17 protein-coding genes are annotated in these 19,490 nt (G+C 36.5%); 15 read left to right on the forward strand and 2 right to left on the reverse strand.

Annotation, left to right across the window (positions count from 1 at the left end; all coding sequences use genetic code 11):
- The first annotated feature begins 164 nt into the window (after positions 1-164).
- From EG339_RS03900 to EG339_RS03920, 5 genes are read left to right on the forward strand one after another with little or no spacing between them, the layout of a single operon-like run.
- Positions 165-3,815, forward strand: coding sequence for an MMPL family transporter (locus EG339_RS03900; RefSeq protein WP_123868948.1), 3,651 nt, complete (start codon positions 165-167; stop codon positions 3,813-3,815).
- A 42-nt stretch (positions 3,816-3,857) separates the two neighbouring features.
- Positions 3,858-4,772 (forward strand): dialkylrecorsinol condensing enzyme DarA, encoded by a 915-nt coding sequence (locus tag EG339_RS03905; RefSeq protein WP_123868949.1) that lies wholly within the window; start codon positions 3,858-3,860, stop codon positions 4,770-4,772.
- A gap of 1 nt (position 4,773) precedes the next feature.
- Entirely contained in the window at positions 4,774-5,913 is a 1,140-nt protein-coding gene (locus tag EG339_RS03910; RefSeq protein ID WP_123868950.1) for a beta-ketoacyl-ACP synthase III, read from the forward strand.
- Positions 5,913-6,344, forward strand: coding sequence for a hypothetical protein (locus tag EG339_RS03915; protein WP_123868951.1), 432 nt, complete (start codon positions 5,913-5,915; stop codon positions 6,342-6,344). The genes EG339_RS03910 and EG339_RS03915 overlap by 1 nt, the downstream gene beginning before the upstream one ends.
- A 6-nt stretch (positions 6,345-6,350) precedes the next feature.
- Complete coding sequence (locus EG339_RS03920) at positions 6,351-6,794, forward strand: ABC transporter permease (protein WP_089739202.1); 444 nt, start codon at positions 6,351-6,353, stop codon at positions 6,792-6,794.
- Positions 6,795-6,877: 83 nt separating this feature from the next.
- Here EG339_RS03920 and EG339_RS03925 read toward each other — a convergent pair whose 3' ends face one another.
- Entirely contained in the window at positions 6,878-7,615 is a 738-nt protein-coding gene (locus EG339_RS03925; RefSeq protein WP_123868952.1) for a hypothetical protein, read from the reverse strand.
- Between the two features lie 184 nt (positions 7,616-7,799).
- Positions 7,800-10,712, reverse strand: coding sequence for a M16 family metallopeptidase (locus EG339_RS03930; RefSeq protein WP_123868953.1), 2,913 nt, complete (start codon positions 10,710-10,712; stop codon positions 7,800-7,802).
- Between the two features lie 422 nt (positions 10,713-11,134).
- On the opposite strand from EG339_RS03930, the gene EG339_RS03935 reads away from it, so the two are divergent.
- The 10 genes from EG339_RS03935 (at position 11,135) to EG339_RS03980 (ending at position 19,477) form a co-directional block, all read left to right on the forward strand.
- A complete protein-coding gene (locus EG339_RS03935; protein ID WP_123868954.1) occupies positions 11,135-11,539 on the forward strand; it encodes a hypothetical protein in 405 nt (134 codons plus the stop codon).
- 50 nt (positions 11,540-11,589) lie between these two features.
- A complete protein-coding gene (locus EG339_RS03940; RefSeq protein ID WP_123868955.1) occupies positions 11,590-12,585 on the forward strand; it encodes a BtrH N-terminal domain-containing protein in 996 nt (331 codons plus the stop codon).
- 1 nt (position 12,586) lies between these two features.
- Positions 12,587-13,345 carry an ABC transporter ATP-binding protein gene (locus EG339_RS03945; protein WP_123868956.1) on the forward strand — a complete coding sequence of 253 codons (759 nt, stop codon included), beginning with the start codon at positions 12,587-12,589 and terminating at the stop codon, positions 13,343-13,345.
- Positions 13,332-14,600 (forward strand): ABC transporter permease, encoded by a 1,269-nt coding sequence (locus EG339_RS03950; RefSeq protein ID WP_123868957.1) that lies wholly within the window; start codon positions 13,332-13,334, stop codon positions 14,598-14,600. Before EG339_RS03945 ends, EG339_RS03950 begins: the two co-directional genes overlap by 14 nt.
- A gap of 71 nt (positions 14,601-14,671) precedes the next feature.
- Positions 14,672-15,100 (forward strand): acyl-CoA thioesterase, encoded by a 429-nt coding sequence (locus EG339_RS03955; RefSeq protein ID WP_123868958.1) that lies wholly within the window; start codon positions 14,672-14,674, stop codon positions 15,098-15,100.
- Entirely contained in the window at positions 15,097-16,239 is a 1,143-nt protein-coding gene (locus EG339_RS03960; protein WP_123868959.1) for a beta-ketoacyl synthase N-terminal-like domain-containing protein, read from the forward strand. Before EG339_RS03955 ends, EG339_RS03960 begins: the two co-directional genes overlap by 4 nt.
- Positions 16,240-16,249: 10 nt before the next feature.
- The gene (locus tag EG339_RS03965) at positions 16,250-16,789 is read left to right on the forward strand and encodes a 3-oxoacyl-ACP synthase (RefSeq protein WP_123872612.1); all 540 of its coding nucleotides are present in this window, start codon (positions 16,250-16,252) and stop codon (positions 16,787-16,789) included.
- Between the two features lie 87 nt (positions 16,790-16,876).
- Entirely contained in the window at positions 16,877-17,134 is a 258-nt protein-coding gene (locus tag EG339_RS03970) for a phosphopantetheine-binding protein (protein ID WP_066696998.1), read from the forward strand.
- A gap of 85 nt (positions 17,135-17,219) precedes the next feature.
- The gene (locus tag EG339_RS03975) at positions 17,220-18,419 is read left to right on the forward strand and encodes a beta-ketoacyl-[acyl-carrier-protein] synthase family protein (protein ID WP_123868960.1); all 1,200 of its coding nucleotides are present in this window, start codon (positions 17,220-17,222) and stop codon (positions 18,417-18,419) included.
- The gene (locus tag EG339_RS03980; RefSeq protein ID WP_123868961.1) at positions 18,416-19,477 is read left to right on the forward strand and encodes a beta-ketoacyl synthase N-terminal-like domain-containing protein; all 1,062 of its coding nucleotides are present in this window, start codon (positions 18,416-18,418) and stop codon (positions 19,475-19,477) included. Before EG339_RS03975 ends, EG339_RS03980 begins: the two co-directional genes overlap by 4 nt.
- Positions 19,478-19,490: the final 13 nt, after the last annotated feature.

Raw genomic sequence — 19,490 nt, forward strand, 5'->3', positions numbered from 1 at the left:
ACAGATTCTTATTTTTTTAACAATAATTGTGGTTTAAAATACATTTTATCAAAAGGGAACTTTTACAAAAGTAGAATATTTTATTGATTTTCAGTCAAAACTTAGCCCTAATTATTTTGATGTAATTCTTAAAAATTTAAATTTGCAGACTTGATTCAAATGCAATGCATCGCTTTTTTATATTTTTATATTATCTGATTTCCCGAAACAAAATCCTTTCTGTTTTTACAGCATTAGGAATTGCTCTTGTATGTCTTTTCTTTGCTTCGAAGATTAATTTTGAGGAAGATATTAATCAGATCATCCCTAAAAATGAAAAATCGGATCTTACGGCAAAGGTTCTTAAGCAGCTTAATTTTTCGGATAAGATTATTGTGATCATAGAAAACAAGTCCAAAGAAGACAGCTTCCAGCTATCTGAAACTGCAGATACATTTTTACAGAAAACAGAACCTTTGCAAAAGTATATCGGTTCTATACAGGGAAAAGTAAATGATAATGAAATATCGGAAACCTTTGATTTTGTGAATCAAAACCTGCCTTTATTCCTCAACGAAAATGATTATAAAGACATTGGGAGGAAAATTCAAAAGGACAGCCTAGCAAAGCAGGTAGAGGATAATTACATATCCTTGGTATCCCCTACAAGTCTTGTTACCAAAGAATTCATTAAAAAGGATCCTCTGGGGCTGACTTTTTTAGGAATTAAAAAATTAAATGCCTTAAACATCAGCAAGGATTTCAAACTGGAAGACAGCTATATTGTGACCAAAGATGGCCAAAACCTTCTGCTTTTCATTGAACCCAAAAATAAAAGTAACGATACGAAGGCCAATGAAGCTTTTGTTGATCAGCTTAATACCATAAAAGACAATCTTAACAAACAATTCAATGGGAAAACCGAAATCAGCTATTTTGGTTCTCCGGTGATTGCAGTGGCCAACGCCAAACAGATCAAAAAAGACATTCAGAATACGGTTGTGATTTCTATGACAGTCCTTTTAGTCCTTCTGATCTATTATTTCCGGAACTTCTTTACCCCGATCATTGTTTTCCTTCCTACCGTCTTCTCCGTTCTGCTCGCTTTATTGGTGCTATACTTTATTAAGGATAAAATTTCCGCCATATCATTAAGTGTAGGAGCTATCCTTATCGGAATTACTATAGATTATGCACTGCATATTCTTACCCATTACAAGCACAATAATAATATTGAGGAACTTTATAAAGAAATCACCCAGCCTATCATATTGAGTAGTGCCACTACTGCAGTTTCTTTTCTGTGTCTGGTATTTGTTCGTTCCGAAGCTTTAAAGGATCTGGGACTTTTTGCGGCTATCACGGTTATTTTATCTTCTATTACCGCATTAATTATTGTTCCTCAGCTTTATCCCCAACATACTGAAGAAAAACTTAATACCAATTTTATTGATAAAATCGGATCTTATCCGTATGAAAAAAATAAGCCTTTGATTATAGGATGTTCTGTTATCATTCTGGCATGTCTGTTTGGTTTCAGGCATGTAGGCTTTAATGAAGATATTGGAGACCTGAATTACATTCCGAAGGAAATGAAGATCAGTGAAGCCAAACTGCAGAAACTATCAGATATTACTTCAAAATCCATTTACACGATTTCTTACGGAAATTCTGAAGAGCAGGCTCTGGCCAGAAACTCTCAGTTAAATACATTTCTGGAACAAGAGAAAAAAGAAGGCAAAATCCTTAGTTACAACTCAATCGGAAGTATTGTTCTGTCTGAAAAAGACCAGCAGAAGAAAATTTCAGATTGGCAGCACTTCTGGGATGACAGCAAAAAAAAACAGACCATTTCAGAGCTTATCAATAACGGAAATAAATTCGGGTTCAACAGTTCAGCTTTTGACAATTTCAATGAGATTTTAAATAAAAACTATTCTACATTAGACATCAAGGACTATGAAAAGGTAAAAGCTCTTCAGATCTCAGAATTCATGAGCAATGAAAACAACTTTTACACGATTTCCAATATTGTAAAAGTTGATGAGAGCAAAAGAGACGCCTTCATCAAGGATATTGAAAAGAAGCATGATGCTATTGCCATAGACCGTCAGCAGATGAATGAGAACTTTTTAGGGTTATTAAAAAGAGATTTCAACACGTTGATTAATTATTCTCTTTTAGCTATTATTTTAACCATTATTGTCTTCTTCAGGAATTTTGAGCTGACTGTTCTTACCATGTTTCCTATTGTTCTGACAGGAGTGGTAACGGCCGGAATTTTATATTTCCTAGGACTGGAATTGAATATTTTCAGCACAGTAGTTTGTACACTGGTATTCGGAGTAGGTGATGACTTCAGTATTTTCCTTACTCAGGCTATGCAAAAGGAACATACAACAGGAAAAAATGAACTTCCTACTTACAGGACTTCCATTATTTTAGCGGTATTCACAACCATTTTATCCATCGGATCTTTAATTTTCGCCAAACATCCTGCTTTACATTCGTTAGCTCTGGTTGCTTTAATAGGAATGTTCTCTGTGATTATCATTACCTCTACCCTATATCCGTTCTGGTTCAGGTTACTGATTACCAACAGAGCAAAAAAAGGACTTTCACCAATCACTTTCAGGCTTTTTATTATTTCAATATTCAGTTTTTTATATTACGGACTTGGCGGATTGATTTTTTCAGCTTTCGGAAGCATCTTTGTAAAAAATTCAAAGGGGAAAACATTGAATATTATCAAACTTATTTTAGCCAGGTTTTTAACTTCCGTTCTGTATTCTAATCCTTTTGTAAAGAAGAAGGTCATTGAAAATCCAAACGAAGACTTCAGCAAACCGGCTGTTATTATTGCCAATCATACCTCTTTTCTTGATACACTGGCTATTGCAATGGCCACCCATAAAATCATTTATTTAGTGAACGACTGGGTGTACCAGTCTCCGGTATTTGGAAAACTGGTAAGAGCATTAGGTTTTTATCCGGTTTCCCAAGGTATTGAAAATGGGATGGATCAGTTAAAGGAAAAAATCGCCCAGGGATATTCTTTAGTAGTTTTCCCTGAAGCAGAGCGCTCTTATACCAATGATGTGAAAAGATTCCATAAAGGAGCATTTTACATTGCAGAACAGTTTGAACTGGATGTTCTTCCTTTGTATATCCACGGAAATTCTGAGGTACTTCCAAAAGGAGACTTCATAATTTACGACGGAAGCATCACGGTAAAAGTGGGTGACAGAATCAGGAAAGACGATCTGAGTTTTGGCCAAAATTATTCTGAAAGAACAAAAAAGATCAACGCCCGCTATAGAGAAGAGTTTGCTAAGTTGAGAAAAGAGATAGAGAACGAAAATTATTTTAAAAAGAAACTGTTTTTAAGCTATTTATATAAGGATAATGAAGTGGTAACAGAAGTAAAAAAAGATTTCAATGCTCATAAATCGGTTTACTTTGAACTGAATAAACATATTGCTGCAGATGCCAGCATTCTTCATATTGCCGATGATTTTGGCCAAAAAGATGCTTTACTTACCCTTTACCAGGCCAGCCGAAGAATTTTTTCATGGATCAGTAATGAAGATAAAAGAGTAATTGCTGCCCATAATTATCTGGTAAAAAAAAGAAAGATAAACTATATAAAAGAATTGTCTGAAGTAAATAAGAAGATTGACGTTCTCCTGGTTTCTGATGATAATTTTGATCTCAATGAAATTCAGAATCTTCCTGAAAAGATCATTTTTATCAATACCACAAAAACTGAAATAGAAAATAAAAATTATATATTAGAATTTAGTTCTGAAGCATTAAAAGTATTTAAAACTGAATAATAAATATGAAAAACATATTTTTGTAAACACTAAAAAGACTCCATGAAAAAAAATATACTTGTCATATATTATTCTCAAACCGGCCAGCTGGAGGATATTGTGAGAAATATTGCCAGGCCTTTTGAAGCTCAGAAGGATGAATATGATATTACTTATTATAATATTAAGCTAAAGGAGGATTTTCCTTTTCCCTGGCCAGGTGATGTTTTTTTCAACACTTTTCCGGAATCCTATTTACAGATCCCAAAAGAAATTGTACCGCCTTCAGAAGAAATACTGAACAAAAAGTATGACCTCATCCTGTTCGGATACCAGGTATGGTATCTCACACCATCAATCCCGATTATCTCATTTTTAAAAAGTGGTTATGCAGAAGGTATCCTGAAAGATACTCCTGTAGTTACCATTTCCGGAACCCGAAACATGTGGATGCTTTCCCAGGAAAAACTGAAAGTATATTTAAGGGACCTAAAAGCCAGGCTCGTAGGAAACATTGCATTGGTAGACAGACATGATAATTACACCAGCGTACTGACTATTCTTCGATGGCTGACTACAGGGCAAAAGGGGAAATCCGGCATGCTTCCTGCGGCAGGAGTTTCGGATGAAGAGATTGCAGGTTCGGTAAAATATGGAAAGATTATCGAAAAACATTTTAAAAACAATGATCTCGGAAATTTACAGCCGGATCTTGTAAAAAATGGAGCTATCGAAATTCGTCCGTTTTTAGTGCGTGTAGAAAAGGTAGGGAACAAGATTTTCACAGTATGGTCTAATCTGATTATCAAGAAAAAAGAGAAACGTCCATTGCTGATAAAATTCTTTAAGGTATATTTGATGGCTGCGATATGGATCATCTCACCTGTCGTTTTGGTGTTACACCTGCTTACAACCCCTATATTTTGGTTTAAAAGACAAAAACAAAAAAGATATTTACAAGGAATTAATTTAAAATAGAATGTACGACGTATTTATAACAAAAGCTTCAAAATTTTTACCCAATGAACCGGTATCAAATGATGAAATGGAAACATATCTGGGGCTTATCAATGACGCACCTTCTAAAGCCAGATCACTTATTTTAAGAAATAATAAAATCACTACAAGATATTACGCTTTAGATAAAGAAGGAAATCCTACGCATACCAATGCACAGCTTACGGCAAAAGCCATTGAAGGACTTTTTGATGAGAATTTCAAAAAGGAAGATATGAAGTTACTTTCAGTAGGAACTACTTCTCCGGATCAGATCCAGCCTTCACATGCTTCTATGGTTCATGGTGAACTGAATATAGGAAAATCTATTGAAATCAACACCGCAACCGGACTTTGCAACTCTGGGATGAATGCCCTTAACTACGGATTTCTTTCTGTAAGAGCCGGTGTACAGGAAAATGCTGTATGCGCAGGCTCTGAGAGAATGTCTGCATGGATGACAGCAGATAAATTCAACCATGAGGCAGAAAATTTAAAATTACTGGAAGAAAGACCAATTATTGCTTTCAAAAGAGAATTCCTCAGATGGATGCTTTCTGACGGGGCAGGAGCTTTCTTACTACAAAATAAACCGAGAGAAAATGCTATTTCTTTAAAAGTAGAATTTATCGATTTCTATTCTTACGCCCACGAGATTGAAGCATGTATGTATGCAGGATGCGAAAAGCAGGAAGACGGAAGCTTGAAATCCTGGGCAGATTATCCATCTGATTCCTGGTTGAAGGAATCTATCTTCGCCATCAAACAGGACACCAAAATCCTTGATAAATACATTCTTGTAAAAGGAGCGGAAAGCTTAAGGGCTTCTTTCGATAAACATAACCTGGATCCTGAAAAAATTGACCATGTACTGGCTCACATCTCTTCAGGATATTTCAAAGATGGGCTGAAAGAAGAATTTGCTAAAAAAGGTATGGATTTCCCTGCGGAGAAATGGTTCTACAACCTTTCTGATGTAGGAAATATCGGAGCAGGATCTATCTTTGTAGCATTAGAGGAACTGATGAACTCCGGAACCTTGAAAAAAGGAGAAAAAGTACTTCTTTGTGTTCCTGAAAGTGGAAGATTTGCTTATTCTTGTTCACTATTAACAGTCTGCTAATGGAAAACAGACTGCCAACCTCCGATAAAGATTTTGTAGAAAGCCTTATCCCGCAGCGTGCGCCATTTGTAATGGTCCATGAACTGTCGGAGTATTCTGAAAACCATCTTATTTCCGGTTTTGAAATAAAGGAAGACAACCTTTTTGTTCATGACGGATTTTTTCAGGCTTCCGGACTGATTGAACATCAGGCACAAAGCGTAGCGCTTCACACCGGGTACAAGTATTATCTGCTTGGAAAAGATGCTCCAACAGGATATATTGGGGCCATCAAATCCTTTGAAGCTGAAGCATTGCCTAAAACCGGTGATTATCTTGTTTCAGAGGTAACTATCCTCAATGAAGTAATGGGAGTAACGCTTGTAGACATTGTTACCAAATTAAATGGTGAAGTGATTGCAAAATCTCAAATGAAAACTGCTGTAAAATAATTTTTAATGGAAATCAGGGAAGAAAATATCATCAATATTCACAACTTTTTACCACATCGCGAACCGATGCTTATGGCAGACTATATCCTGGAACTGACCAAAGAAAAAGTAGTGACTTCCTTTGAAATAAAAGAAGATAACATTTTTGTTCATAACAATGAATTGGCTGAAGCCGGCTTAATTGAAAACCTGGCCCAAACCTGTTCATCCATCCTTGGACAAAGCTTCTTCGAAAATCCGGAAGCAGATACCAAAGTGATAGGCTTTATCACCAATATCAAAAAAATTGAAATTTTCGGACTTCCAAAAGTAAATGACAAGATCATTTCAAAAGCATCACTGATTTCCCAGTTTGAAAATATCTGCCATATCTTCTGCGAAACTTTCAACAATGATGAATTGTTGATCAGAGCAGAGATTAACCTGTTTATTCAGGAAGTAAAATCGTAAAAAGAAAGAAAAAAACTATAAAGCTGTGCGTTTGTACAGCTTTTTTGTTTTAAGAAAGCAACCTATTCATGTAATTCAATTTACTATATTTCATTCAATCTGTTTTTGCTAAGAAAGTCTTTCCATTCTAAAATAAATTCTTTAAAATCAGATAAAGGCAATGTGTAATCGGGTACTAAAGCGCCATCTAAATGCGCTGTATTGCTGAAAATTTTTACTGTTTGCCCTAACTCTACAACTTGTTTTGATCCTGGAATACTAAATGCTTTTTCTGCATGGTTATGTCTCTCTATAAACTTAATTAAATCCAACAGCTCATTTAAAGTTTCATTTGAAATCAACTTTTCAATAAACTTATCCAAAAACTCGTTTTTAGAACTACATCTTCCAACCATCATTCCATTGTTGTTATGAATGCTAAAAGCAACTTTATATTCTTTTAAAATATAGTCTTTAAAAGAAACGCCCTTTTTAAGAAAATCTATCCAGGCCAATAGAATATCTTTAAAATCTTCTGTAGGTAATGTTCCCATAGGAACAGCATCTTTAATATCAATGTAATAATCTTCTCCACTATAGATTGTAATTACAGAGGATTTAATAACAATACAATCTAAACCATTAGTTATATAATTGACCTCTGACTGATTAATTGTCACATTATTTACAAGACTTAAAAGACTAATACTTTTATCAAGATTCTCAAGATCAGCAAAAACATGTCCAATAGCAGACCCCATAGAAGATCTTATAAATTTATATTCTTTATCGTTAATTTTATCAATCCCAAAACTCACATTATAATCTTCTAAAACACCCATGGTATAGTTTATTAAAGAGTTTTAAATTTATAATTTATTTACTGACTTTCCACCCATTTTTCAAGAATATTTCACGTGAAACATTCTACAAATTCGTGAAACATTCACTATCAGCTAAATACCCTATCTAAACAAAAAAGTGGAACATTTCTGTCCCACTTTACCTATTATTAACACTAAAATATTAGTATCCGAAGATCTCTTCAAGAGAAACCTCCTGGAATGTTCCCATCTTATTGATAGACTCCATATTCAGGTTTTCTTTTTTACCGATGATCGCAGTATTGTACTGTACAGGTTTCACTTCTGTATTATAGAATCCTGTTAACTGTGGTAAGGTCAAACTTTGAATTTCAGCATAAGTATCTTTTCTAAGGTCATAATCAACCCCTAGTTTTTTCAGAGCTAATTGACTAAAGAAGATATTAGTTCTGTTAATTCTGTTAGAAGCGATCTGCTTTAATGCAGAACCTCTTGCATTTTCAAACTGTGTTGGAATTTGTGGCAATTCAGCCATCAGATCACTCATTGCGTTTACCGCTAAAGGAAGCTTATTTGCTTGTGTCCCGATATAATTCGTGATATAATTCGCATGTCCTTTTTCTGAAGCGTTAGCATAAGAAACATACGCAGAATAAGCTAAAGACTTACTTTCTCTGATTTCCTGGAAAACGATTGATGATAAACCTCTCCCAAAATACTCATTGAAAACATTAGCCTTTCCGAAATTGCTTAGATTTACAGGGCTCCCTTTTGCAACTTTAGCCATTTCCATCTGTACCATGTCATAGTTCGTAAAATAAACCTTTCCTGTTGTTGCAGGTTCTGCATATTCCTTAGCTTTTGCCGGCTGCAGACTTGCATTCACAATATAAGGCTGTACTGCTTTCTCCATTCCTGCCTTATCCTGACCATAAAGAAGCACCTCATAAGGATATTGATTCAGGGTCTTGATTTTTTTCATCAGCTCTACCGCATCAATGCTTTCAAGGCGGGCTTTGGAAATAACATCTGTCATTCTTGAGTCTTTCCCATATTTTGCATAATTGGAAAGCGCGCTCATAATTCTCACCTTATCTTTTTTAGCAGCTTCTCTGGCTTCTAGAATGGTTTTTACCGTCTGGTTATAAATAGACTTATCAGCTTTTACATTCGTCATCCAGTGGTTCATCAGCTCCACTCCTTTTTTCATATTGCTTTCAAGACCTGATAAAGTTACCGTGGTCTGATCATTAGACGTTCTGAAACTGTAAGTGATTCCTAACTTATAAAACTCCTCTTTCAGTTGCTCCGGAGTATATTTATCCGTTCCAAGATATTCAAAAAGAGTTCCTGCTAATGAAAGTTCCTTATCATTGTCTGTTCCGAAAGGGAAAACATAACTTACCTGAGCAATTTCATTGTATTTATTCTTTACGAAACTTAAAGTCTTATCTTTTACCTTCGAAGTCTGAATTACTGTTTTATAATCGATGAATTCAGGCTTAATCTCAGCAACTTTAGTATTTAAAATATCCTTAAGGAAAGGAGATTGTGCTTCTCTGTTCAGTTTAATTGGAGTAATTCCGGGGTTTTCTACACGAACAAGCTTATCATTTACTCCTTTTTCTTTATAAACTACCACATAGTTATCCTTAAAGAAATCATTAGCAAATTTCACCACATCAGCCTTCGTAATTTTTTCGTACTGATTGATCTCATCCAGCTCCTGTTCCCATGTTCTTCCTTTGATATAGGAATCATAAAGTTCGGTTGCCAGGCCATCAGCAGTTTCCAATCCTTTCATGCGCTGAACCTTTTTATCATTGACGATAGCTTTCAGCATCCAATCAGGAAACTGTCCTTTTTTAACCAAATCAAGCTGATCCAGCAATAGTTTTTTAGCTTCATCAAAACTTTGCCCTTCTTTAGGAGTCACTACCAGTGCAAATGTTCCATACATTTTGAACGGAGATTCGTAAGCTCCCGCTCCTAAAGTTTTCTGCTTTTGATTGATATTCAGGTCAATTAAACCTGCATCTCCTCTGTTGCTTAAAATTTCAGCCACCACATCTGCCAGTCTCGCTTCCTGGCTTCCATAAGAATCTGTTCTCCACGCCATGGTCATTCTTGGGGTAGACGGGCTTTTCACTGTTCTGGAAACAATCTGGGTCATTGGCTCCTCTGTTACCATCTTTTTCATCGGAAGCTCCTTGTATTTAAATGCTCCGAAATATTGGTCAACTAATTTTATAGTTTTGTCAAAATCAAGATCTCCAACCAATACTACAGCCATATTATTAGGAACATAATAAGTATCAAAATACTTGTGAATAGCTACCATTGAAGGGCTTTTCAGGTGCTCAGAAGTACCAATTGTCGTCTGCTGCCCGTTCGGATGTTTTGGGAAAAGAGCTTCCATCAAAGCGTAGTTTACCAAACGGCCGTCGTTATCCTGTGCTCTGTTGTACTCTTCATACACTGCTTCCAATTCCGTATGGAAAAGACGAAGTACCAGTTCCGAAAAACGCTCCTTTTCAACTCGCAGCCATTTTTCAAGCTCATTGGATGGGATATTGTTTTTGTAAACCGTTTCATCCAGCCAGGTATGGGCGTTTGTTCCCGTAGCTCCCAGGGAAGAGATCGCTTTATCATATTCATTGGCAATAGCATATTTTGAAGCCTCCTGAGAAACCTCATCGATCTTTTTATACAATTCCTTTTTCTTTGCCGGATCTTTTTCTGCTTTATGCTGTTCATAAAGGTCAGAAATCTGTTGTAACAAAGCTTTTTCCTTTGCCCAATCCTGGGTTCCAAGTTTTGATGTTCCTTTAAAAACCATATGCTCTAAGTAGTGAGCCAATCCTGTATTATCACTCGGATCATTATTAGATCCTGTCCTTACCGGAATATAGGTTTGGATTCTTGGTGCGTCTTCATTTTTAGCCAGATAAACTTTCAATCCGTTTTTCAGGGTATATACTCTTACCCCCGCCAGGTCATTCTTTACCGTTTCATACGTATAGCCCTGGGCATCTGTCAGTTTTTGAGTATCGAATTTCTGTGCCATAGCACTAAGCATACAGAAAAGCGAAACAGAAATAAAAAATTTCTTCATAGTGGTTATTTTACAATTGTATATCCAAATTTCTAATCCATTAGTCTTATAACAGGAGTCACTTGTTACAGTTGTCCTGTTATAAGTATTAACAGTAATTCTTAAGATTTCATTACATCCGGATAGTTAAACATCTTTAGCTTAAAAACCGGAGAAAACAAAAACGTCCGGTAATATATAAGAGAAAAAGAAGAATATAAAATCATTTTCTATCTTATCAAACCGGGAAATGCTGCTCATTGGCATTACTATGCAGAATCGTGTAAAAAGCTCATCGTATCTCTATTTTAAAGCAATTCCGGAATCGGAGTGGGCATAATTTTCATATTATGTATTTTCACTATTTTAGCCACCTGATTAAAAAGAATCAAAACAGATGAATCCTGTTTCATCTGGAATTAAAAAAATTAAACATTATTCAGATGAAAAAACAAGACCTGCCTCAAGATGAAAGTAATCTGAAATCCGCCAACATGACAGAAGTACTGTATGTAACGGATGAAAATGATAATTACACAACCGCAAACAGTACAGGCTGGGATGCAAAAAAAGCTGCTTTAGACGAATCTATGGAGCTTATTTATGAGAGGATTGAAGAAGCCAGACAAAATGTTGCCAATAATATCGTAAGCCCTATCGTTTATTTTATGGAATTCAATAAAATGGACCTGGGTGTACTTGCCGCTTATGTAGGAATGTGGCAATGGAGGGTAAAAAGACACTTTAAACCCAAAGTATTTAAAAAACTAAGCGAAACTGCACTGAAAAAATATGCAGATGCATTCGGAATTTCAGTGAATGAATTAAAAAACTTCGACGGGAAATAAATAAAGTGGCACACCATTTTATTTACCTATGAAAAAGATATAAACAGCAAATGAAATTAAACTTTGAACACCACCAGACTGCGCATTGCGAAAACGGTGTTGCTTCTAATCTACTGCTTAACAGAGGACTGAAACTAAGTGAGCCTATGATCTTCGGGATCGGTTCAGGACTGTTTTTTGTCTACCTGCCTTTTTTAAAGGTGAATTTCGCTCCGGGCTTCAGCTATCGTCCGATGCCGGGGGCTATTTTCAGTAAAGCAGCAAAAAGATTAGGAATTAAAATCAAAAGAGAAAAATTCTCAAATCCTCAGGATGCTCAAAAGGCTCTTGAGAGAAATTTAGAACAAAATATTCCTACAGGACTTCAGGTAGGTGTTTTTAACCTTACCTATTTCCCTGAAGAGTATAAATTTCACTTCAATGCCCATAATCTTGTAGTATATGGTAAAGAAGACGGAAAATTTCTTATCAGTGATCCGGTAATGGATTATACCACCACCCTTACCGAAGCAGAACTTGAAAAAGTAAGATATGCCAAAGGAGCACTTCCTCCAAAAGGACACATGTACTATCCTGTTTATATTCCTGAAAATGTTCATCTGGAAGAAGCCATAAAAAAAGGAATTAAGGATACCTGCAAAAACATGCTTGCGCCAGTACCGCTTATTGGGGTAAAAGCGATGAGATGGGTAGCCAAAAGCATCCCTAAATGGGCAGAAAAAAAGGGAACAAAGGTGACCAATCATTATCTGGGCCAGCTGATAAGAATGCAGGAGGAAATAGGAACAGGAGGCGGAGGCTTCAGGTTTATTTATGGAGCATTCCTACAGGAAGCCGCTGTTATCCTTAAAAACGATGAATTAAAAGGACTTTCAAAGGAAATTACTGCTATTGGTGATCTTTGGAGAGACTTTGCCGTAGATATTGCGAGAGTTTACAAAAACAGAAATGCCAAGAGCGATATCTACAACACCTTATCTAAAACGATGCTTCATATTGCAGATTTAGAAGAAGCTTTCTATAAAAAACTGAGAAAAGCAATCTGATATGGCAGAGAATATGATTGAGATAAAAAACCTATATAAAAAATACAAAAATTCCGATGAGTTTTCTGTAAATGATATCTCTTTGAATATCGACAAAAATGAAATTTACGGGATTCTTGGCCCTAACGGCGCAGGAAAGACCACTTTAATTTCCATACTTTCAGGATTAATCAAGCCTACTTCAGGGCAATTTACCATCAATGGACTGTCACCACAAAAAGATAATTTCAAGATCAGGCAGATCATGGGGATTGTACCACAGGAGTACGCCCTCTATCCTACTCTTACCGCTAAAGAAAACCTGATGTTCTTTGGAAGCTTATATGGATTAAAGCATAAGCAGCTTACCAAAGCTATTGATGATTCCCTGGAAATCATGGGGCTTTCAAAATTTGCCAACAAGCAGGTAGGACAATTTTCCGGAGGGATGAAACGCCGCTGTAACCTCATCGCCGGAACCCTCCACAATCCGAAAGTGCTTTTTTTGGACGAGCCTACCGTAGGCGTAGATGTACAATCTAAAAAAGTAATCATTGATTTCCTTTTAGAATTGAATAAAAGCGGAACATGCATCATCTATACTTCCCACCATCTTTCTGAGGCAGAAGAATTCTGTACGAAGATTGCCATTATTGACAAAGGAAGAATTCATGCAGTAGGAACCCCTGAAGAACTTGTTTCCCAGATTTCCCATGCAGAAAACCTAGAAGATGTTTTCATTTCATTAACCGGAAAAGAATTAAGAGATGTTGTTGTATAAACTGTGGAGAAGTTTTATTAAGGAAATTCTTCTGTTGAAAAGAGATATAGGAGGAATTGTGATCATTTTCGTAATGCCGTTGCTTCTGATTGTAACCATTACCCTTATTCAGGATTCTACCTTTAAAAATCTTGAAGGCTCAAAAATCCCGATCATTTTTATTGATAATGATAAATCTGAGGTTTCAAAAAATATAAAAGGTGAGCTTGAAAACAGTAAAACCTTCCAGCTGCTGACCAATTTCAATGAAAAATCGGCGCAGGATGCCGTATTTGCGGGAGATTATCAGATGGCTATTGTTATTCCTGAAGATCTTACGAAGGATTTAAATTCAAATATTGACTCTAAAGTTCAGGCGATTGTAAGTTCATTCGGATTGGAAGGTGATTCTACAAAAACGAAAACAAAAGCACCCAAAGCGAAAGAAATTCATTTATATTTTGACCCGGCAACCAATGCAGGATTTAAAAACTCAGTCATGAATTCTGTTAACAAAATGGTGTTTGAGATCGAAAATAAAAAGATCTATAAAGCATTCCAGGACCAGCTGGGAACAACGGAAAACCTTGAAGAAAATAAAAATCTCATCAGTTTCAAAGAAATCACTCCGAAAAAGGGAGAAATGGACATTATGCCGAATTCCGTTCAGCATAACGTTCCTGCGTGGACTCTTTTCGCCATCTTTTTCATTGTAGTTCCTTTATCCATCAACCTTGTCAAAGAAAAAAGCCAGGGAACGAGTGTAAGAGCAAGAATAAGTCCTACTCCTTATTTCGTCCATATTTTAGGAAAAACATTTACTTATCTTATCATCTGCCTTATTCAGTTTTTACTGATGGTAGCGGTAGGAATCTATCTTTTTCCGTACATGGATCTGCCGGCGTTTGATGTATCCGGAAAGATGTTTCAGCTTGTTACAGTAACCCTGTTTGCAGGACTTGCTGCTATCGGATTTGGGGTATTATTGGGCACTATTGCAGACACCCAGGAACAATCGGCGCCTTTTGGAGCCACATCTGTAGTAGTGTTAGCAGCAATCGGTGGTATCTGGGTTCCGGTATTTCTGATGCCTGAATTTATGCAGACCGTAGCCAAGTTCTCCCCTATGAACTGGGGTTTGAATGCTTATTATGATATCATCTTAAGAAACAGCGGAATTGGTGGTATTGCCAGAGAACTGGTATTCCTGTTTTTATTTTACATTGCCACCGTATCCGTCTCTATTTTCTACGAAAGAAAGCTTCATAATATTTAATCTATTTTTATTACTAATATTGTCAGGATATTTCTGACATCCATAAAACAAAACTCAGGAAGAAAAAGAACATGCAGCCTAACGAAAATATATTAACCTGTACTGAAGAGGTAAGAGTACGATTCAACGAGACAGATCCTCTGGGTATTGTCTGGCATGGCCATTACATCGTTTATTTTGAAGACGGAAGGGAAGCTTTCGGACGCCAGCATGGCCTCACCTACCTTGATATTCAGAAGGCAGGATATGTAACCCCTATCGTGAAAAGTACCTGTGAACATTTTCTTCCCTTAAAATATGGAGAAACATTCAGAATTGTTACCACTTTCATTAATTCTGTCTCCGCAAAGCTTATTTATAAATATGAGCTTTTCAACCAGGAAGACCAATTGGTTTGCAGAGGAGAAACCATTCAGGTATTTCTGGACGGCAACGGAAGTTTGTGTTTATATAATCCGGAGTTTTTTCAAGCCTGGAAAGATAAAATGGGATTATCATGAAGAAGGAAATTTATATTACAGATTATAATTGCATAACGCCTCTTGGCTTTGATGTGGACTCTAATTGGAAGGCGCTTTTGGCAGGAAAATCGGGCGTTGCTTTACATAAAATTATAGATAACCAGGACCCTTTTTACGCATCCGTAATTGATTCTGAAAAACTGGATGAGGAATTCAGAAGAGTTTTCACCGGGAATATCCATTTTGAATTCACAAGACTGGAAAAAATGCTTCTTCTAAGCATAAAGCCTCTTGTTGAAAAACATACAGTAACAGAAAATACCGCTTTCATCCTGTCTACAACAAAAGGAAATATCAGCTTATTAAAAAACCAGGCTGAATTGCCGGAAGGCACTTATCTTCCAAAATTAGCTCAAAAAATTGCTGATTTTTTCGGGTTTAAAACCAAGCCTATTGTGGTTTCCAATGCCTGTGTTTCAGGGGTAATGGCTATTGCTGTTGCCAAGAATATGATACAGGCAGGTAAATATAAGGATGCCTTCGTAATAGCAGGAGATGAAATTTCAGAATTTGTAATTTCCGGATTCAATTCATTTCAGGCCATTGGATCAGAACCGTGCAAACCTTATGATAAAAACCGGAACGGAATCAATATCGGAGAGGCAGCCGCAGCAGCTTATATTACTTCTGAAGCTTCCGAAAACGAAAAATTCAGATTTAAAGTATTGGGAGATTCTGCCATCAATGATGCCAATCATATTTCCGGCCCATCCAGAACAGGAGACGGGTTATACGGAAGTATCAGAAATGCGATGATGGAAGCCAAAGTTTCTGCAAAACAGATCGATTTTATTTCGGCTCATGGAACAGCAACATTATACAATGATGAAATGGAAAGCATCGCATTCAACAGAATGGAACTGCAAAATATTCCTCTGAACAGTATGAAAGGCTATTACGGACATTGTTTAGGTGCTTCCGGACTCTTAGAAAGTATTATTTCTATGGAAAGTGCCCTTCAGAATACACTGATCCCTTCTAAAAACTTCGAAGAAATAGGAGTAACTCAGCCATTGAATATCATTAAAGAGAACCAACCTGCAAACATCAGATATATTTTGAAAACAGCATCTGGTTTTGGTGGGTGTAATGCTGCGATTGTATTGGAAAAATGTTAAAATGAATATGATGAAGAAAACCAACACCTGCACCATAGAACATTCAAAAATAACCGTTGATGGAAACCTTATTTTTGAAAGCGAAAGCAATACATTCCCGGAATTTGCTAAAGAAGCCTATAAAAGCCTAGAACTCAGCTATCCGAAATTTCATAAAATGGATAGCCTGAGTAAATTAGCCTTTCTTTCTGCTGAAATGCTTTTAAAAGAAGAAGATCACAGCAGAACAGCATTGGTTTTTGCCAACAGATCCTCCAGTCTGGATACTGATTTCAAATACCAGGAAAGCATCAATTCTCAGGAGAATTATTTTCCCAGCCCGGCAGTTTTTGTTTATACCTTACCTAACATTTGTGTTGGGGAAATCAGCATTAAACACAAAATGCAGACGGAGAATGCCTTCTTTGTTTTGGATGAATTTGATGAAAATTTTTTAAATGACTACGCAGAACAGATTCTCCAATCCGGAAAAGCCGATAAAGTATTATGCGGCTGGGTTGAATTATTTCAGGAAAATTACAAAGCTTTTGTATATTTGCTAACCTTGTAAAAATGTAACAATATAACAATGTAGAAGTGTAACAATTTTAGCTATTGGTAAACTGGTACATAGATACATTGGTAAATTAATTAAATTATGGAAAACTTAAAAACAGAATTGAAGCACAAAATTATTGAAGTACTTAACCTTGAAGACGTTTCTGTAGAAGAAATAAAAGATGCAGATCCGTTATTCGGAGGAGGATTAGGACTAGATTCTATTGATGCTTTGGAATTAATCGTTCTTCTGGATAAAGATTATGGAATAAAATTAGCCGATCCTAAAAAAGGAAAGGAAATTTTCCAATCTATCGATACCATGGCTAAATTCATCGAAGACAACAGAACAAAATAAATCATATAACTGTTTAACGGTGTATCAATGTACTAGAAGAATTGGTAAACTGTTACATTGATACATTGTTACATTATTTAATAGAATGAGTCAAAAAATTGCCATAACGGGAATGGGCATCATTTCCTCCATCGGAAACAATGTGGAGGAAAATTTTATTTCATTACAATCCGGAAAACACGGTATTTCAGATATTCAGATGTTTGAAACCCGCCACGCCGGAGCGATTAAAACAGGTGAAATAAAACTATCCAATGAGGAACTGGTACAGAAACTTCAGCTGCGCGAAGACAACAATGTTACCAGAACATCCTTATTAGGGATGATAGCCGCCAAAGAAGCAGTAGAAAGTGCCGGAATATCGGATATCAACGGCTACAGAACCGGGCTGATCTCCTCCACCAGTGTTGGCGGAATGGATATTACCGAAAAATACTTCTATTCCTACGAAGACTTTCCTGAAAAGCAAAAATATATTGATGCTCATGATGCCGGAAGTTCCTCATTGGCCATTGCAGATCATTTGGGATTAAAAGGTATGGTTTCTACCATCAGTACAGCCTGCTCATCTGCAGCAAACGCCATTATGATGGGAGCTAAACTCATAAAAAACGGAGTTCTGGATCGTGTAATCGTGGGCGGAACAGATTCTCTTTCAAAGTTTACGCTGAATGGGTTCAACACCCTGATGATCCTTACAGATTCTTATAATACGCCTTTCGACAACAACCGAAAAGGATTGAATCTTGGAGAAGCAGCCGCTTTTTTAGTGCTTGAATCCGAAGAACTTGTTAAAAAGGAAAATAAAAAGGTGCTGGCCTATCTTTCCGGATATGGAAATGCCAACGATGCCCACCACCAAACCGCCTCTTCTGAAAACGGACAAGGTGCCTTTTTAGCAATGCATAAGGCTTTGAAAATTTCAGGTTTAAACAAAGAAGACATCGATTATATCAATGTTCATGGCACAGCGACACCTAATAATGACCTATCTGAGGGAATTGCCATGATCAGGATTTTTGGAGAAAACCAGGTGCCGGAATTCAGCTCTACAAAAGCGTTTACAGGACATACACTGGCTGCAGCAGCCGGGATTGAAGCCGTATTTTCAATTCTAGCCATGCAACACAACCTTATTTTCCCGAACCTGAATTTCAAAACGAAAATGGAAGAGTTTGATCTCACCCCGGTTACTGAACTGAAGGAGAAAAACATCAATCATGTTCTTTCCAATTCATTTGGATTTGGTGGAAACTGTTCAACCCTAATTTTCTCAAAATCATGAGTACAGTATACATCAACAGTGCATCCTGTATCTCTGCTCAGGACACTTTAAACAAAAATATCCTTGATAGTCTTAAGCCGGAAAATTCGGCAAAGATCATAAAAGCCATAGAACCTAATTACAAAGAATTCATTCCTCCTGCCATGATCAGAAGAATGTCTAAAACGGTAAAAATGAGTTCTGTAGCGTCGCACTACGCTTTAAAAGAAGCTGGAATTCAACAGCCAGATGCTATTATCGCAGGAACCGGGATGGGATGTTCACAGGATTCTGAAAAGTTTCTGAAAAACGTAATTGATAATCATGAGGAGTTTTTAACCCCTACATTTTTTATTCAGTCTACCCACAATACTGTTGCAGGCCAGATTGCACTGGGGCTGCAATGCCATGGCTACAACTTTACCTATGTAAATACTTCTTCATCTCTGGAATTTTCATTGTTGGATGCCCAACTACAGATTAAAGATGGTGAAGCTGAAAATATTCTGGTTGGATCTACCGATGAGCAGACCAACAGAACCATGGAACTCTACTGCCTGAACAATACCATTAAAAAAGAGTCAGATCTTCCTGCCGATTATCTGTATTCTACAACCAATGGTGTTATCTGGGGTGAAGGAGCTAGCTTTTTTGTTGTAGGAAAAGATAAAACAGAAACTACTTACGCAAAACTTACTGATATTAAAATCAGCAATAAATTAGAACTGGATGAAACTTCAGATTTTATTCAGGAGTTCCTGACAAAAAACAATCTTTCAGCAACCGATATTGATGCTGTAATTTTAGGTTTCAGTAGTGACGCAGACTCTGACGTTTATTATACAAAGGCCATGAACTTGTTACCAGGTTCGGCATTATTATATTACAAACATCTGAGTGGGGAGTTCAATACAGCAAGTGGTTTTTCTACATTTATGGCCTGCCATATTCTTAAAGAACAGAAGATCCCGGAAGTGATGATGATTAATGCAGAAAAAAAAGAAGAAGTAAAGAATGTACTTCTTTACAATCACTTAGCAGGCAGCGATCATAGTTTGGTATTATTGGAAAGAGCTTAGTTATTTTATTATA

This window comes from Chryseobacterium bernardetii (genome assembly GCF_003815975.1).
Classification (GTDB): Bacteria; Bacteroidota; Bacteroidia; order Flavobacteriales; family Weeksellaceae; genus Chryseobacterium; species Chryseobacterium bernardetii.

What these genes read in the sequence shown, in the direction of transcription:
- EG339_RS03900 (WP_123868948.1), top strand. Translation starts at nt 165, where the DNA reads ATGCATCGCTTTTTTATATTTTTATATTATCTGATTTCCCGAAACAAA.
- EG339_RS03905 (WP_123868949.1), top strand. Translation starts at nt 3,858, where the DNA reads ATGAAAAAAAATATACTTGTCATATATTATTCTCAAACCGGCCAGCTG.
- EG339_RS03910 (WP_123868950.1), top strand. Translation starts at nt 4,774, where the DNA reads ATGTACGACGTATTTATAACAAAAGCTTCAAAATTTTTACCCAATGAA.
- EG339_RS03915 (WP_123868951.1), top strand. Translation starts at nt 5,913, where the DNA reads ATGGAAAACAGACTGCCAACCTCCGATAAAGATTTTGTAGAAAGCCTT.
- EG339_RS03920 (WP_089739202.1), top strand. Translation starts at nt 6,351, where the DNA reads ATGGAAATCAGGGAAGAAAATATCATCAATATTCACAACTTTTTACCA.
- EG339_RS03925 (WP_123868952.1), bottom strand. Translation starts at nt 7,615, where the DNA reads ATGGGTGTTTTAGAAGATTATAATGTGAGTTTTGGGATTGATAAAATT.
- EG339_RS03930 (WP_123868953.1), bottom strand. Translation starts at nt 10,712, where the DNA reads ATGAAGAAATTTTTTATTTCTGTTTCGCTTTTCTGTATGCTTAGTGCT.
- EG339_RS03935 (WP_123868954.1), top strand. Translation starts at nt 11,135, where the DNA reads ATGAAAAAACAAGACCTGCCTCAAGATGAAAGTAATCTGAAATCCGCC.
- EG339_RS03940 (WP_123868955.1), top strand. Translation starts at nt 11,590, where the DNA reads ATGAAATTAAACTTTGAACACCACCAGACTGCGCATTGCGAAAACGGT.
- EG339_RS03945 (WP_123868956.1), top strand. Translation starts at nt 12,587, where the DNA reads ATGGCAGAGAATATGATTGAGATAAAAAACCTATATAAAAAATACAAA.
- EG339_RS03950 (WP_123868957.1), top strand. Translation starts at nt 13,332, where the DNA reads ATGTTGTTGTATAAACTGTGGAGAAGTTTTATTAAGGAAATTCTTCTG.
- EG339_RS03955 (WP_123868958.1), top strand. Translation starts at nt 14,672, where the DNA reads ATGCAGCCTAACGAAAATATATTAACCTGTACTGAAGAGGTAAGAGTA.
- EG339_RS03960 (WP_123868959.1), top strand. Translation starts at nt 15,097, where the DNA reads ATGAAGAAGGAAATTTATATTACAGATTATAATTGCATAACGCCTCTT.
- EG339_RS03965 (WP_123872612.1), top strand. Translation starts at nt 16,250, where the DNA reads ATGAAGAAAACCAACACCTGCACCATAGAACATTCAAAAATAACCGTT.
- EG339_RS03970 (WP_066696998.1), top strand. Translation starts at nt 16,877, where the DNA reads ATGGAAAACTTAAAAACAGAATTGAAGCACAAAATTATTGAAGTACTT.
- EG339_RS03975 (WP_123868960.1), top strand. Translation starts at nt 17,220, where the DNA reads ATGAGTCAAAAAATTGCCATAACGGGAATGGGCATCATTTCCTCCATC.
- EG339_RS03980 (WP_123868961.1), top strand. Translation starts at nt 18,416, where the DNA reads ATGAGTACAGTATACATCAACAGTGCATCCTGTATCTCTGCTCAGGAC.